Below are 14488 nucleotides of genomic sequence, written 5' to 3'. Positions count from 1 at the left end.
TCAGTGCTCCTTGACCAGACCGGCGTACGTGCCCCGCGCCGCGACGAGCTGCTCGTGGCGCCCGCGCTCCACCACCGTGCCCCGGTCGAGCACGACGATCTCGTCGCTGTCGCGCACGGTGCTCAGCCGGTGGGCGATGACCACGCAGGCGCAGCCGCGCCGCCGCAGGTTGTCGATGACGATCTGTTCGGTCGCCGCGTCGAGCGCGCTGGTCACCTCGTCGAGGATCAGGACGCTCGGTCGGCGCACCAGCGCGCGGGCGATCTCCAGGCGCTGGCGCTGGCCGCCGGAGAAGTTGCGGCCGTCCTGCTCGACGCGGCTCCGGATGCCGCCGGGGCGCCGGGCGACCTCGTCGTACACGGCGGCGTCCTGGAGGGCGGCGACGACGGCCTCGTCGGGGACGGAGGGGTCCCAGAGCGCCACGTTGTCGCGGACGGTGCCCTCGAAGAGGAAGACGTCCTGGTCGACGAAGGAGACGGAGGCCGCGAGGGTGCCGCGCGGGATGTCCTCCAGACGCATCCCGTCGATGCGGATCGCGCCCTCCCACGGCGTGTAGAGCCCGGACATCAGTCGCGAGACGGTGGACTTGCCGCTGCCCGACCCGCCGACCAGGGCGACCTGCTGACCGGGGCCGACGGTGAGCGAGAAGTCCTTGAGCAGCGGTGCGTCGAGGGGGCTGTAGCCGAAGGTGACGCCCTCCAGCTCGACGTGGCCGGTGAGGCGGCGGGCGGCGGCGCCCGGCGCGCGCCGGGTGTGCACCGGGTCCACGGGGAAGTTCTCGACGTCCCTGAGGCGGGCGATGTCGGCGGCGAAGTCCTGGACGCGGCCCGCCACTCCGTTGAGCCGGGTGATCGGCGCGGTGAAGCCGGTCACGAGGGCCTGGAAGGCGACGAGCAGGCCGACGGTGAGATGGCCCTCCACCGCCCGCAGACCGCCGATCATGAGGATGAGCGCGCTGTTGAGCGCGGCGAGGGTGGGCGCGACGACCGCCAGCCAGGCGCTGGGCACGCCGAGCCGCTGCTGCACGTCGAGGGTGGTGGCGTGCTGTCCGGCCCAGCGGCGGAAGAAGCCGTCCTCGCCGCCGGTGGCCTTCATCGTCTCGATGAGCTGGAGCCCGCTGTACGCGGTGTTGGTCAGCCGGGCGCTCTCGGCGCGGAGTTTCTGCGTGCCGGTGGCCCGCAGATGGACGACGACGCGCAGGGCGACCACGTTGAGCAGGGCGATCAGCACGCCGACGACGGTGAGTTGGGGGTCGTACGTCCAGAGCAGTACGGCGTAGAGCAGGACGACGACGGCGTCGACCGCCGCCGCGGCCAGGTCGCGGGCGAGGGTCTCGGCGACCGCGTCGTTGGTGCGGAGGCGCTGGACGAGGTCGGCCGGGCTCCGTTGCGCGTAGAAGGAGAGCGGGAGCCGGAGCAGGTGCCGCAGGAAACGGGCGCTGCCCAGGGTGGAGGCGATGATCCGCCCGCGCAGCAGGTTGGCCTGTTGGAGGGCGGTGAGCGTCCCGGTCAGGACGAGGGCGGTGGCCATCGCCGCGAAGACCACGCCGAGCAGGGAGGTCTGGTTCCCGATGAGGAACATGTCGATGTACGTACGGCTCAGGGCCGGCACCCACGCGCCGACGGCCACCAGGAGGAGGCTGGCGACGACCGCGGCGGCCATGGTGCCGGAGGTGCCGCGCAGCCGGGCCGGAAGGGTGGAGAGGACGCCGGGCCGGCTGCCGCCGCGCCGGAAGCCGGGACCCGGTTCGAAGGTGAGCACGATGCCGGTGAAGCTGGTGTCGAACTGGTCCATGGGGACGAACCGGCGGCCGCTGCCGGGGTCGTTGACGTACACCCCTGGCCGGCCCAGACGGCGTCCCATGCCCTCGTAGACGACGTAGTGGTTGAACTCCCAGAAGAGGATGGCCGGGGCGGGCACCTCGGCGAGCGCGGCCAGGTCCATCTGCATGCCCTTGGCCTGGAGTCCGTGCCCCCGGGCCGCCTTGAGGAGGTTCCCGGCCCGGGATCCGTCGCGGGATACGCCGCAGGCGATGCGGAGCTCCTCCAGCGAGACGAAACGGCCGTGGTGCCCGAGGACCATCGCGAGGGCGGCCGCGCCGCACTCGACCGCCTCCATCTGGAGCACGGTGGGGGTACGGACGGTCCTGGTCCGTCGCCCCTCGGGCACGGACGTACGGCGGCGGGGGCCGCCGGCGGGCGGGAGCCTGCGCGCCGCGTTCCGCGATCTGCCGCCGGACCGGGCGCGGGTCGGGGCGGCCGCCCGTGCCGCGCTCACGGCAGCAGCCAGTCGACGGGCCGCTGCGCGGCGAGGTGGACGGCGCCGGTGACGGGCGTGCCGGAGTCGGGGGCGTGCGGGGGCCCGTCCGTGGAGGACCAGGCGTAGCCGGAGGCGGTGGCGGGGGAGCGGTCCAGGGTGACGAGCACCGCGATCGGATCGCCCTCGCGGGAGAAGCGCGCGGCGAGCCCGGCGTCACCGAGGAAGGAGGCGAGCCGGTCCTTCGTCTGCGGGGTGCGGCCGACCGCGCGGACACGGCCGCGGAGCACGCCGAACCGGTCGCGCGGGACGGTCTGGACCCCGAGGTCGACCCGGGCGCCCGCGCGGATCGTGGCGGCGGTGTCGCCCGGCAGGTACAGGACGGCCACCAGCGGGGCACGGGGGTCGGTCACGCGCTCCACCGTCGCCACGTCGGCGCCGGTGGTGACGACCGAACCCAGCCGCGCGTACAGCGTGGTGACGCGGCCGCCGGCGACGGCGCGGACCTGCCGGTCGCCCCGGTCCGTGCGGACGGTCAGCAGCGGCGCGCCGGGGGAGACGGGCCGGCCCTCGTCGACGAGGACGGCGGTGACCTGTCCGGCGACGGGGCTCTGCAGCAGATAGGTGCCCTCGGCGTGGGTGAGGAGGCCGGGGGCGTTCACCTTGGACGTCACCGTGCCGGTGAGGGCCCAGAAACCCGCGGCGGCCATGACGACGACGGTGACGGCGAGCACCAGACGGCCCTGGGGGCGTGCGAAACGCACGGGCACGTCGAGTTCTTCAGGTGATTGCAGCTTGGAAAGCGCATTGCGGCGGAACTGCACGGACTATTCCTTCGACTGCATTCTCTCGTACATTCCGCGGTCGGGATTTCCGCGGTCGTTCTCAGGGGTGACCGTGAACCCCGGAACCGGGGAGGTTCCGGGGTTCACGGGCGAGGCGGGACTCAGATGCCGGCGATGCCGGTGATGCCCGCGGTGTTCACCGAGACGCCGGTGATGCCGGCGGCCAGGCCCGGGACGCCGGCGACGAGGCCCTCGGCGCCCTGGATCGTCTGCAGGGAGCCGACGGTGCCGAGGAGGTTGGTGACGTCGCCGGTCACGGCGCCGGCGAGGCCGCCGGAGATGGTGACGAGACCGCCGGAGACGGCGTCGAGGTCGGCGTCGGAGATCTCAGCGGTCTCAAGGTCGTGACGCATGATACGCACCCTTCGTTCATGGGGGGAATCCGTCTTCTGCGGCCGCAGCGGGATTGATCAAATCACGTGAACGGCTGACCGGAGAAATTCGGTTGACGCCCCTGCGCGGGTGTTTCTGCACCTCGGGAAGCGGCCGTGACTCCAATTTCACCGAATGCCGACACCTTCTCCTCGAATCCGAGTAACAGATTCGGCCGCCCCGCCCCGCACGCGGAACTTAAACGGACAGAACGGTTCCGCTCGGGCGGCCCCGGCCCCGGTGGTGTCGGGGAAAGGTGAAGGCCCCGCCCCTCGACACGCACACGTTGTGCAGGTTTCCGGCAGGCGCGCGGCGGACGGGGGTGGGCGCGCGGCGGACCGGGGGTGGGTGAGTGATGGACCGGGGAGCGGGCTCGCGACGGACCGGGCATGGGTGCGCGACGGACCGGAGCGCCTCGGCCCGGCTCAGGCCCCGGGAGCCATGTCGTACGTGACCCACATCGTGCGCGTGGCCACCTGGTCGTACTTGGAGCGGGCGCGGTGGTTGTCGTCGGCGGTGATCCAGCGGACGACGCTCCAGCCCCGTTCGGCCCCGATCCCGCGCAGGGCGCCGAGCAGCAGGTCCGCCACGCCGGAGCCGCGGTCGACGGGGTCGACGAAGAGGTCGTCGAGCCAGCCGCCCACGGAGGCGGACAAGGGGCGCGCGAAGGGCCGGAAGTGCGCGAGTCCGACCAGTCGCCCGTCGGCGGCCTCGGCCACCAGGCCCTCCACCTCGTGGGCGGGGTCGTGGATCCAGGACCAGACGAGCCGCGCGGCCTCCTCGGTCTGCTCGACCCGGTAGAAGTCGGCGTATCCCCGGTAGAGGGCACGCCACTGGGCGAAGTCGCCCTCGCGGACCGGACGGATCGCCACGGCGGCGGTCTCGGACATCTCTTCACGCTCCTCGCGCACCGCTCCCTGCGGTGCGGAGCAAGTGGATCACGCGGCGGCCGGCGCCGTGGTGCCGGCCGCCGCGGTTCACTTCCGGCCTCTTACCTGGCGAAGCCGTAGTCCAGCAGCTTCTTGACGTCGGCGGCCCGGTTCGCCTCGGACGGCGAGGCGAGGACCGTGCCGATGACCGTCTTGCCGCCACGGGTGGCCGCGAAGACGAGGCAGTACTTGGCCTGCGGACCGGAACCGGTCTTCACGCCGATCGCGCCGCTGTACGTGCTCAGCAGCTTGTTCGTGTTGGTCCACGACATGTACCGGTAACCGCCGTTCTTGGTGGTCACCTTCTGCTGCGTGGACTTCGTCTTGACGACGGTGCGGAACGTGGAGTTCTTCATCGCGCTGCTCGCGATCTTCGTCAGATCGCGCGGGGTCGAGTAGTTCTGGCCACCTCCTATTCCGTCGAACGAGTCGAAGTGGGTGTTGCGCAGGCCGAGCCTCCTCGCCTCGGCGTTCATCTTCCCGATGAACGACTTGACCCGGGCGTCCCGCGTGGTGCCGGTGCCGAACTTGTCGGCCAGCGCGTAGGCGGCGTCGCACCCCGACGGCAGCATGAGGCCGTAGAGGAGCTGACGGACGGTCACCTTGTCCCCGACGATGAGCCGGGCCGAGGAGGCGTTCTTGGCGACGATGTAGTCGCTGTAGGCCTTCTGGATCGTGACCTTGGCGTCGAGGTTGAGGTTCGGCTGGGCCAGCACCACCTTCGCGGTCATGATCTTCGTGGTGGACCCGGTCGACCGGCGGGTGTCCGCGGCCTTCCCGTACAGGGTCGTACCCGTCCCGTTGTTCATGACGAACCCGCCCGGAGCGGTGATCGACGGGACGGGCGTCGCGGCGTGCGCCTGGCCGGCGAAGAGGCCGCCGGCCAGTACGGCCGAGGCCGTGAGCGAGACAGTCACGGCACTGCGCAGGCCGAGTGTCGGAGTCAGCAAAGTCTTCTGCCCTTGGTAGAGATCGATGTCTTCCGGGCCCGTGGGGACCCGGCGCATGGAAGACGCATGAAAGGGCTTCAGGGATGTACGCCGGAGAGGGTGATCTTCCTCGCGTTCAGGTTGCCGCCTCCTGTTGTACTTCCCTATGGGAATGTAGTACTTCTTATACATGAGCGAGCAGGTGCACAACAGGCTGGCCGTCGTCAGGGCAGAGCGGAAAGTGTCGCGACAAGCACTGGCCGAGGCAGTGGGCGTCCACTACCAGACCATCGGCTACATCGAGCGCGGCCAGTACAACCCCAGCCTCGACCTGGCCCTGAAAATGGCCCGGTTCTTCGGGCTGCCGGTGGAGGCGCTGTTCTCCCTGGAGCCGTTCCAGCCGCTCACCGACGAGGTCTACGGGAGGAAGCAGTGATGACCGCGACGCGCCACGACCGGTGGATGTACGCCGTGATGAACGACCGCCGGGCGGCCGCGGCCCATGCCACGGCGACCCGGCGCCGACTGCTGGTGGGCGCGCACTTCGCCCTCACCGTCACCGGGGTCGGCGCCTGGATCGCCACGGCGTTCGGGCCCGGACGCGGCCCGGCCGTCGTCGTCGCCGTCGTGATGCTCCCCTGGGTGGTGCTCACCGGCATGCTCAACGGCTCCACGCGCGGCCTCCTCGAGCTGCGCGGCCGGATGCTCGACGAGCGTCAACTCGTCGAACGCGACCGGGTGCGCGCCCTGGCCCACCGCATCACCCTGTGGTCGCTCGTGGCCGCGGCGCTCGGCACCGGTGCCTACGGCGCCCTGACGGACGCCTCCCTCCGGGCGGCCGTGACCCCGGTCCTCGTCGGCGTGCTCGCCGCGCACTGGATGATGCCGCTGTGGGTGGCGGGACTGCGCGTCCAGGACGACCTGGACGACGAGTCCTGAGACCGGCCGCCGACGGGGGAGTCAGGCCGCGTGCGGGGCGGCCTGCTTCGCGGCGGTGACGAAGGTACGGATCAGGGCGTGGTCCTTGACGCCCGGCGCGGACTCGACGCCGCTGGACACGTCGACCCCCCAGGGGCGTGCCCGGCCGATCGCCTCGCCGACGTTGTGCGGTGCGAGCCCTCCGGCGAGCAGCCACGTGCCCTCGGGCCGCGCGCCCTCCAGCAGGGACAGGTCCCACGGCTCGCCGGAACCCGCCCGGGGCGAGTCGAGGAGGAGGACCTCCTCGCCGTAGGCGCCGACACGCGTGTCGGGCCGGTCGTTCAGGGACGTGGCGCGCCACAGCCGCGGGAAGACCCCGGCCGCGGCCGCGAAGTCTTCCTCGCGATACGCGGTGCCGTGCAACTGGAGGGCGCCGACGCCGATTTCACCGGCGATGCGGGCGGCCTCGGCGGCGGGGATGTCGTTGACCACGAGGACGGACAGGACACCCGCCGGCACGTGGGCGGCGAGCCGCGCCGCCCGGTCCCGGTCGAGTCCGCGCACACTGGTCCCGCTGATCACCAGCCCGACGGCGTCGGCCCCGGCCGCGACCGCCGCATCGATGTCGGCGGCCGTCCTGAGCCCGCACACCTTCACGAACACGTGTCTCTCCTCTGCTGACCCTCGGCGCGACCCCCGAGCCTACTCACCTCCCGCGTGCTCGCGGACGGCGGACCACTTCCGGAGAAGTGCCCCCGTGCCGGGGGCGCCGGGCGGTCAGTCGCGGACCCGGACGTCGACCGGGGGACGCGAGGGGGCGCCGTCCGCGTCCAGGCCCGCGAGGAGGCGGAGCCCGTCCTCGGACGGGCTGCCGGGGGCCGCGGACAGCACCAGCAGCTCCATGCCGGACCCCTCGGGCAGCGCGAAGTTCTCGTGGTGCAGTTCGAGCGGGCCGACCAGCGGATGCCGGTACGCCTTGCGCCCGTGGGTGCGGGCACGCACGTCCGCGCGGGCCCAGAGCCGGCGGAAACGTTCGCTGCCCATGGCGAGCTCGCCGATGAGCGAGGCCAGACGGGGATCGTCCGGATGCTTGCCGGACGCCAGGCGCAGATGCCCCACGACGTCGAGCGTGCACGTCTCCCACTCCGCGTACAGACCGCGCTCGGCCTCCTCCAGGAAGATGTGCCGGGCGGTGTTCAGACCGGGAATCGGCCGGCCGTAGAGGAGCCGGGCGAGGCGGTTGCCGGCGAGGACGTCCAGGCGGTGGTTCATGATCAGCGCGGGTGCGTCGGCGATCAGGTCGAGCACGCGCAGCAGCTCGGGCCGGGGCCGCCCGGCCGGTGTCCTCGCGGGGCGGCGGCGCTGCCGGGCGAGCCGGTGCAGGTGCCCGCGTTCGGTCTCGTCGAGGCCGAGGACGCGGGCGAGCGCGTCGAGGACCTGCTCGGAGGGCTGGGTCGCGCGGCCCTGCTCCAGGCGCACGTAGTAGTCGACGCTGACCCCCGACAGGTGCGCGACCTCTTCACGGCGCAGCCCTTCGACCCGCCGGCGACTGTCGGTGGGGATGCCGACGGCGGCGGGATCGATCCGGGCGCGCCGGGTCCGCAGGAAACCCGCAAGATCGTCCATGCCCTCCAGTATGGCCTCGGCCGCGCCCGCGAAGGTGGCCCTGTCGTTACCAGGAAGCCCGGTCCGACGGAAGAGACGTCCCTGAACACCGGCCGCCGCGGAGCCCAGGATCGAAGACGTCCGATCCGAAGGAGTTCCCATGAAGACGCTGATCGTCCACGCCCACCCGGAGCCCAAGTCGCTCAACAGCTCACTGAAGGACCTCGCGGTCTCCACCCTGGAGTCCGCCGGGCACGAGGTGCGGGTGAGCGACCTGTACGCGATGAACTGGAAGGCGGTCGTGGACGCCGCGGACTACGGCCCCGCCGCCTCGAACCCGCTGAAGGTCGCCCTGGACTCGGGCCGGGCCTTCGAGACCGGGGCGCTCACCCCGGACGTCAGGGCCGAGCAGGAGAAGCTGCTGTGGGCCGACACGGTCATCTTCCAGTTCCCGCTCTGGTGGTACACGATGCCCGCGATCCTCAAGGGCTGGGTGGACCGGGTGTTCACCTACCGCTTCGCCTACGGCGTCGGTGAGCACAGCGACACCAAGTACGGCGAGCGCTTCGGCGAGGGCACCCTCGCGGGGAGGAGGGCACTGCTGTCGGTGACCGTCGGCGGCCCGGAGTCGCACTACGCGGCCCGCGGGATCAACGGCCCCATCGACGACCTGCTGTTCCCGATCCACCACGGCATCCTCTACTACCCGGGCATCGAGGCGCTGCCGCCGTTCGTGCTGTACGGCGTCGACCGGATGACCGACGACGACTACCGGGGCGTCGCCGCGGCCTGGGAACAGCGCCTGCTCACCCTGGAGTCGACGGAGCCGATCCCGTTCCGCCGGCAGAACTTCGGCGACTACGAGATCCCCTCGCTCCACCTGAAGGAGGGCCTGGAGCCCGAGGGCCGCACGGGCTTCGGGCTGCACGTCCGCGGCTGACCGGCGTCGAGACGCCGAGGGGACGAGACGCCGAGAGGACGCGACCGGGCCGGAACGGCCCGCCCGTCGACGACACCGCGCTCACCGTGCCGTCTCCCCGACGTCCCGGTCCCAGTCGCCGACGTAGGCCGCCACCCCGGACCGGCGGGCCTCCGAAAGGGCGGCGAGCCGGGCGAAGTCCTGCACCGGCATCAGCGGCCGCCACTCCTCCAACGGGAGCACCCGCACTTCGTCGTGCTCCTCGGGGGCGAGCGTGAGGCCCGCGATCTGCCGGTCGGTCAGCCGTCCCCCGTCGAAGACGAAGCCGACGGTCGCGAGCGGCCATGACGCGCCGGGCAGGCCGAAGACGGCCGCCAGCAGGCGCGGCGGTCCGGGAACCAGCAACCCCGTCTCCTCCGCGGTCTCCCGTACCGCCGTCCGCCACGGCCGCTCGCCGTCCTCCGCGGTCCCGCCGGGCAGCTGCCAGGGGTGCTCGGGGCCGTAGACGGCGTGAAGCTGTACGGGCCGGTCGTTCATGTCGGTGAAGAAGAGCGCGCCGAACACGGTCGCCTTCGGCAGCGACGCCGCGTACTCCTCGGGCGGGAGGAACTCGGTCACCGAGACCCCCCGTCCCCGCACCGCGGGTGCCTCGTCGTCCGCGCGAGGCGGTCCGGCAGCGCCGGTGGGCCGGCATCGGGCGTCATGGCGGACGACCTCCTCACGGGACGGCCGGAGTCGGCATCCCCGCGATCGGCCTTCCCCGCACGGGGGAGTTGAACCGTTGCACGCCGCCACCCGCGCCCGCCGCCCGCCGCCCGCCGGACGACGGGGGCGAGCGGGGAGCGCCGGTCGGCGGTCACCGCCACGGTTTCGGTGCGGGAAGGTCCGGATCGACGGTGTGGACGCGGCCCCGGGTCAGGACGGGATCGGGTGCGGGACGCGCGGGGACTCCTCCGGAGCATGGGGAGGAGGGGGGGAGGGGTGGTGCCCGGCGGGCTTCGGTCAGCCGGCCCGGGTGACGCCGGCGGCGTCGTCCGCGTCGCCGGGGAGCGTCTCCGTTCCCGCCGCCGTGGTCGGCCCCGGCGTGCCGGACTCCGACGTGTCCGGGGACGTGCCGGCTTCCGGTGCCGGACGGAACGCCAGGAGACATACGGCGCTCACGGCCGCCATGGCGGCGAACGCGATCGCGACGGGGACCCAGGAGCCGCCGAAGGAGGAGAAGAGCCAGGTCGTCGCCGCGGGGGCCAGGGTGCCGAGCAGGCCCGCGGTCTGGAAGCTCATCGACAGACCCGTGTAGCGGACGCGCGGCGCGAACCACCCCGAGGCGAGGGTGCCGAGGGAGGCGTACGCGATCGTGCTGGCGAGCATGGGCAGGCACATGGCGAGCCACAGTCCGGCGACCGAACGGGTGTCGGCGAGCCAGAACATCGGGAAGGCCGCGACCAGGTGCAGCAGGACGCCGATGAGCGTGACCCGGCGCAGGCCGTGGCGGTCGGCGAGCAGCGCGCTGAGCGGGGTGCAGACGATGACGACGACGGAGGCCGCGGTTCCGGCGGCCGCGGCCTGGGCGTCGGTGAAGCCCAGCTCCGTGACGGCGTAGCTCGACATGAAGGTGACGACGACGTAGTAGCCGCCGACGGTGATCAGGAACGCGCCCGTCGCGAGGAGCCACGTCTTCCAGGCGTCGCGCAGCACGGCGACCACGGGGGCGGACTCCTTGCCCAGGCCGGCCCGGGCCGCGGCCTCCTCGGCCCGCCGGGCGGCCTCGAACTCGGGGGACTCGTCCATCGAGCGGCGGATCACCAGGCCGACGGCGACGAGCACCGCGGACAGCAGGAACGGGACGCGCCACGCCCAGTCCGCCAGCGCGTCGTGCCCGAGCAGCGCGGTCAGGGCGAAGACGCCGGTCGACAGGAAATAGCCGACACCGTCACCGACCTGCGGGAACGATCCGAAGAACGCCTTGCGGCGGGGCGGCGCGTGCTCGACCGCGAACAGGACGGCGCCGCCCCACTCGCCTCCCACGGCCAGTGACTGGATCATGCGGATCAGCACGAGGAGCAGCGGCGCGAGAACGCCGATCCGGTCGTAGGTGGGCAGCAGGCCGATGCACACGGTGGCGGCGCCCATCAGGGTCATCGACCAGATGAGCGCCTTCTTGCGGCCGTGCCGGTCTCCGATGTGACCGAAGAGGACGGCGCCCAGCGGTCGGCCGAGGGCCCCGACGAACAGGGTGGCGAAGGACATCAGGGTGCCGAGGGCCCGGCTCATCTCGGGGAAGAAGAGCTCGGGGAACACGAGTGCGGCGGCGGTGGCGTAGATGCCGAAGTCGTACCACTCGACGCTCGTGCCGATCATCGCGGCGGTGGCGATCTTCCAGGGCCCGGAGCGGTGTGGCGCCCCGGCGGCGGGGGCGGCGGTGCCCGTGGACTGGCTCATACGTGGCTCCTTGGGGACATCGATTGGGTTCGGTGTGGACCCAAAATCGATGGGGCGACGCTAAGGGGGCCCGTACGGACTGTCAATAGGGTTCGAAGCGATCCCAATAGACTGGTCGCACGGAGCCGAACGGAATCCAGAGGCGAGGGGCAGGCATGGGCGGGACGGGTGCGAGCCGGAACGACGACGCGGGCAGGCGGAACGAGAAGGAGGCGAACGGCGCCGGCCCCCGGCAGGCGCCCTCGCACGCGGTCGTGGCCGACGCGCTGCGCCAGAGGATCGCGCTCGGGGGCTTCGGCCCCGGGGACAGGCTGCCGACCGAGCGGGACCTCGCCGCCGTCTTCGGGGTCGGCCGCAACACGGTCCGCCAGGCCGTGCGGGAGCTTGCCGAGGAGGGGCTCGTCGTGACGACCCTGGGCCGCTCCGGCGGCACCCGGGTCGCGCCTGCGCCCCGGAGCGGCCGCGACGGCAGGGCGGCGGTCGCCGCCGGCATCCGCGCCTCCCTGCGCGACTACATGGAGTACCGCCAGGCCATCGAGCCGTTCGCGGCCCGCCTCGCCGCCGAGCGGGGCGGGGCGGCGAGCAGGCGCGGGCTCGTCGAGATGCTGGAGGCGAAGGTCGCCGACCTGGGGGAGTACCACCGCGTGGACACCCGGTTCCACCTCGGCGTCGCCGAGGCCGGCGGCAACGAGGTGCTCGCGGAGGCCGTCACGCGGGCACGCACCGAGATGTTCGTGGCCGGCAACGCGCTCTGGCTGGGCTCGGACTGGACCCCGGTCTATCCGACCGGCCGGGACTTCGGGCGCGCCTTCCGCGAGGAGCACGAGGCGATCGCCCTGGCCGTCCTGTCGGGCGACGGCGACACGGCCGAGCGCCGGATGCGCGAGCACCTGAAGGAGTCGCACCGGCAGTTCCTGGTCCTCCTGGACCAGTTCGCCTCGGCCTCCGACTGAGGGGGGGGGTGCCCCTCCTCGGTGACGGGCGGGGGCGGGAGACGGGCGGTGGGTGGGGGATGGGTGGGGACGGGCGGCAGGAGGAAAGGCGGGCGGCGCCCGGCGCACGGGATCTGGTTGACGAGCGCTCGGGGCGCCCTCTAAGGTCCTAATTGGATCCATGCTGGATCCAATTAGTCGCTCGTTCCCCCAGGAGCCCGCCGTGCACGCTTACGATGAGGACCTCACCCAGCAGGTCATGGGCCATCTTCTCGACCGGCTCCGCCTCGACCCTCCGCCGCTGGGCCGGCTCGGGGAGCACGAGGAGCTCGCCCTGGCGCTCAAGGACGCCATCGGCACGGGGCCGCGCCGCCCGGCCGACGTGCTGCGGACCTACACGGACGCGCTGGAGCCGACGGTCGTCTCCTGCGACCACCCCGCCTTCCTCGCGTTCGTCCCCGGCGCCCCGACGAAGGCCGCCGCCCTGTTCGACATGGTCCTCTCGGCCTCCTCCCTCCACGGCGTGTCCTGGCTGGAGGCCTCGGGCGCCGTCGCCGCGGAGAACCAGGTCCTGCGCCTCTTCGCCGACCTGGCGGGGATGCCGCAGGGCGCCGGAGGGTGCTTCGTCAGCGGCGGTTCGGCCGGCAACCTCTCCGCCCTGATCGTGGCCCGCGACACCGGCAGGCGCCGCCTCGGCCTGACCGCGACGGCACCCGTCCGGATCGCCGTGAGCGACCAGGTCCATTCCTCCGTCGGCAACACCCTGCGGATCATCGGCGTCGAACCGCTCGTCGTGCCGACCTCGGACCACCGGCTCACCGGCACGGCCCTCGCCGCGGCGCTCGGGACGGCCTCGGCCGACGGCGGTGCCCCCGTCGTGGCCGTCGTCGCCACCGCCGGCACCACCAACGCCGGCATCGTCGACGACCTCGACGGCGTCGCGGAGCAGGCCCGGGCCCACGACCTGTGGCTGCACATAGACGCCGCCTACGGCGGGGCCGCCCTCTTCGTGCCGGAGCTCCGAGCGCGCCTGCGCGGCATCGAGCACGCCGACTCGCTCGTCGTCGACCCGCACAAGTGGATGTTCGCGCCGTTCGACTGCGGGGCCCTCCTGTACCGGGAGCCGCACCTCGCACGCGCCGTGCACACCCAGGACGCGTCCTACCTCGACGCGATCCACGGTGCGGACGGCGCCGACCACGACGCCGACTGGAACCCCAGCGACTACGCCTACCACCTCACCCGGCGCCCGCGCGGCCTGCCCCTGTGGTTCTCGCTCGCCGTCCACGGCACCGACGCCTACCGCGACGCCGTGGCGCGGGGCGCCGAGATCGCCCGGTACACCGCCCGACTCGTCGAGGCGACCGACAACCTCGACCTGCTCCGCGAGCCCGAGCTGACGGTCGTCCTGATCCGCCGCACCGGCTGGGGGCCCGAGGACTACTACGCGTGGTCCAAGCGCCTCCTCGCCTCCGGCCTCGCGTTCGTCACCCCCAGCGTCTGGGAGGGCGAGACCGTCGCCCGTCTGGCGTTCCTGCACCCGGGGATCACCGAGGAGACGGTCCGGGCGATCATCGCCTCCCTCGCCGACGAACCCGGCCACGGCCCCGGTGCGCCGGAGCGGCCGTAACACCCCCTTGCGGTCGCGGGACTCCGGGGGCACGTTCACAAAGGTGGCGACCCCTTGCATGATGCTCTCTCCGGCGGGTCGCCGTCACCCGGTGCGTGGTCAGATGCCGATCACGCCCGTTCGGGCGATTCCATCGAGAGCACGAAAAGGGATCAGGAATGAGCGACCCGACGAATCGACGCCCGCTGCCGCACGATTTTCACCCGCCGGTGCCCGAACTGGCGGTCGACAGCCAGGACCTGACGGACGGCGGGATCCTGCCGGACGCGCAGGTGTACGCCAAGGGGAACTCCTCGCCGCAGCTGAGCTGGTCGGCGGGGCCGGCGGGCACCCGTGGCTACGCGGTCACCTGCTACGACCCGGACGCGCCGACCGGCAGCGGGTTCTGGCACTGGACGGTCTTCGACATCCCGGCGGACGTCACCGAACTGCCGGCCGGAGCGGGGACCGGGACCTTCGAAGGGCTGCCCGAGGGCGCCCTGCAGGCCCGGAACGACTACGGCGACAGGGACTTCGGCGGAGCCGCGCCGCCGCCGGGGGACGGTCCGCACCGCTACGTGTTCACGGTGTACGCCGTGGACCGGGAGAAGCTGGGACCGGACGCGGACGCGTCGCCGGCACTCGTCGGCTTCCACCTCCGGTTCCACGCCCTCGCCCGGGGGCGGCTGATCGCCACGTACGAGAACACGGGAGAGTAGGCGCCCACGGGACGGG

The 14488-nt window shown here is 72.7% G+C and carries 15 protein-coding genes; 6 read left to right on the top strand and 9 right to left on the bottom strand.

Annotation, left to right across the window (positions count from 1 at the left end):
• The 5 genes from ACIGW4_RS15915 to ACIGW4_RS15895 all read right to left on the bottom strand — a co-directional run bounded on the left by ACIGW4_RS15915 (position 1) and on the right by ACIGW4_RS15895 (position 5331).
• A complete protein-coding gene (locus ACIGW4_RS15915) occupies positions 1 to 2118 on the bottom strand; it encodes an NHLP family bacteriocin export ABC transporter peptidase/permease/ATPase subunit (protein ID WP_398709990.1) in 2118 nt (705 codons plus the stop codon).
• A 155-nt stretch (positions 2119 to 2273) separates the two neighbouring features.
• Positions 2274 to 3080: an HlyD family efflux transporter periplasmic adaptor subunit gene (locus ACIGW4_RS15910; RefSeq protein ID WP_123458222.1), complete on the bottom strand. Its 807-nt coding sequence runs from the start codon at positions 3078 to 3080 to the stop codon at positions 2274 to 2276.
• 122 nt (positions 3081 to 3202) lie between these two features.
• A complete protein-coding gene (locus ACIGW4_RS15905) occupies positions 3203 to 3454 on the bottom strand; it encodes a hypothetical protein (protein WP_123458893.1) in 252 nt (83 codons plus the stop codon).
• Positions 3455 to 3898: 444 nt separating this feature from the next.
• Positions 3899 to 4363 (bottom strand): GNAT family N-acetyltransferase, encoded by a 465-nt coding sequence (locus ACIGW4_RS15900; RefSeq protein ID WP_398709662.1) that lies wholly within the window; start codon positions 4361 to 4363, stop codon positions 3899 to 3901.
• Between the two features lie 101 nt (positions 4364 to 4464).
• Positions 4465 to 5331, bottom strand: coding sequence for a D-alanyl-D-alanine carboxypeptidase family protein (locus tag ACIGW4_RS15895; RefSeq protein WP_123458892.1), 867 nt, complete (start codon positions 5329 to 5331; stop codon positions 4465 to 4467).
• Between the two features lie 190 nt (positions 5332 to 5521).
• Between ACIGW4_RS15895 and ACIGW4_RS15890 the strand changes: the two genes are divergently transcribed.
• Both ACIGW4_RS15890 and ACIGW4_RS15885 read left to right on the top strand, forming a co-directional pair.
• The gene (locus ACIGW4_RS15890; RefSeq protein ID WP_041127441.1) at positions 5522 to 5767 is read left to right on the top strand and encodes a helix-turn-helix transcriptional regulator; all 246 of its coding nucleotides are present in this window, start codon (positions 5522 to 5524) and stop codon (positions 5765 to 5767) included.
• A complete protein-coding gene (locus tag ACIGW4_RS15885) occupies positions 5767 to 6270 on the top strand; it encodes a hypothetical protein (RefSeq protein ID WP_123458220.1) in 504 nt (167 codons plus the stop codon). The genes ACIGW4_RS15890 and ACIGW4_RS15885 overlap by 1 nt, the downstream gene beginning before the upstream one ends.
• Positions 6271 to 6291: 21 nt before the next feature.
• On the opposite strand, the gene ACIGW4_RS15880 is transcribed toward ACIGW4_RS15885, so the two are convergent.
• Complete coding sequence (locus ACIGW4_RS15880) at positions 6292 to 6912, bottom strand: phosphoribosylanthranilate isomerase (RefSeq protein ID WP_399580945.1); 621 nt, start codon at positions 6910 to 6912, stop codon at positions 6292 to 6294.
• A 114-nt stretch (positions 6913 to 7026) separates the two neighbouring features.
• On the bottom strand, positions 7027 to 7875 hold the full coding sequence (locus ACIGW4_RS15875; protein ID WP_359589714.1) for a helix-turn-helix transcriptional regulator: 849 nt from the start codon (positions 7873 to 7875) through the stop codon (positions 7027 to 7029).
• A gap of 139 nt (positions 7876 to 8014) precedes the next feature.
• On the opposite strand from ACIGW4_RS15875, the gene ACIGW4_RS15870 reads away from it, so the two are divergent.
• Positions 8015 to 8794 (top strand): NAD(P)H-dependent oxidoreductase, encoded by a 780-nt coding sequence (locus ACIGW4_RS15870; protein WP_123458217.1) that lies wholly within the window; start codon positions 8015 to 8017, stop codon positions 8792 to 8794.
• An 81-nt stretch (positions 8795 to 8875) separates the two neighbouring features.
• On the opposite strand, the gene ACIGW4_RS15865 is transcribed toward ACIGW4_RS15870, so the two are convergent.
• Positions 8876 to 9391 carry an NUDIX domain-containing protein gene (locus ACIGW4_RS15865; RefSeq protein ID WP_260174769.1) on the bottom strand — a complete coding sequence of 172 codons (516 nt, stop codon included), beginning with the start codon at positions 9389 to 9391 and terminating at the stop codon, positions 8876 to 8878.
• A gap of 384 nt (positions 9392 to 9775) precedes the next feature.
• Positions 9776 to 11212 (bottom strand): MFS transporter, encoded by a 1437-nt coding sequence (locus ACIGW4_RS15860; RefSeq protein WP_399580941.1) that lies wholly within the window; start codon positions 11210 to 11212, stop codon positions 9776 to 9778.
• A 155-nt stretch (positions 11213 to 11367) separates the two neighbouring features.
• Between ACIGW4_RS15860 and ACIGW4_RS15855 the strand changes: the two genes are divergently transcribed.
• The 3 genes from ACIGW4_RS15855 (at position 11368) to ACIGW4_RS15845 (ending at position 14472) form a co-directional block, all read left to right on the top strand.
• On the top strand, positions 11368 to 12165 hold the full coding sequence (locus ACIGW4_RS15855; protein WP_399580938.1) for a FadR/GntR family transcriptional regulator: 798 nt from the start codon (positions 11368 to 11370) through the stop codon (positions 12163 to 12165).
• Between the two features lie 202 nt (positions 12166 to 12367).
• Entirely contained in the window at positions 12368 to 13774 is a 1407-nt protein-coding gene (locus ACIGW4_RS15850; RefSeq protein WP_399580936.1) for a pyridoxal phosphate-dependent decarboxylase family protein, read from the top strand.
• 158 nt (positions 13775 to 13932) lie between these two features.
• Complete coding sequence (locus ACIGW4_RS15845; RefSeq protein WP_123458215.1) at positions 13933 to 14472, top strand: YbhB/YbcL family Raf kinase inhibitor-like protein; 540 nt, start codon at positions 13933 to 13935, stop codon at positions 14470 to 14472.
• Positions 14473 to 14488: the final 16 nt, after the last annotated feature.

This window comes from Streptomyces sp. NPDC053513 (assembly GCF_044544765.1).
Lineage (GTDB): Bacteria > Actinomycetota > Actinomycetes > Streptomycetales > Streptomycetaceae > Streptomyces > Streptomyces litmocidini.
The sequence above is the reverse complement of the archived record's forward strand: the minus strand, read 5'-3'. Positions and strand labels throughout refer to the sequence as shown.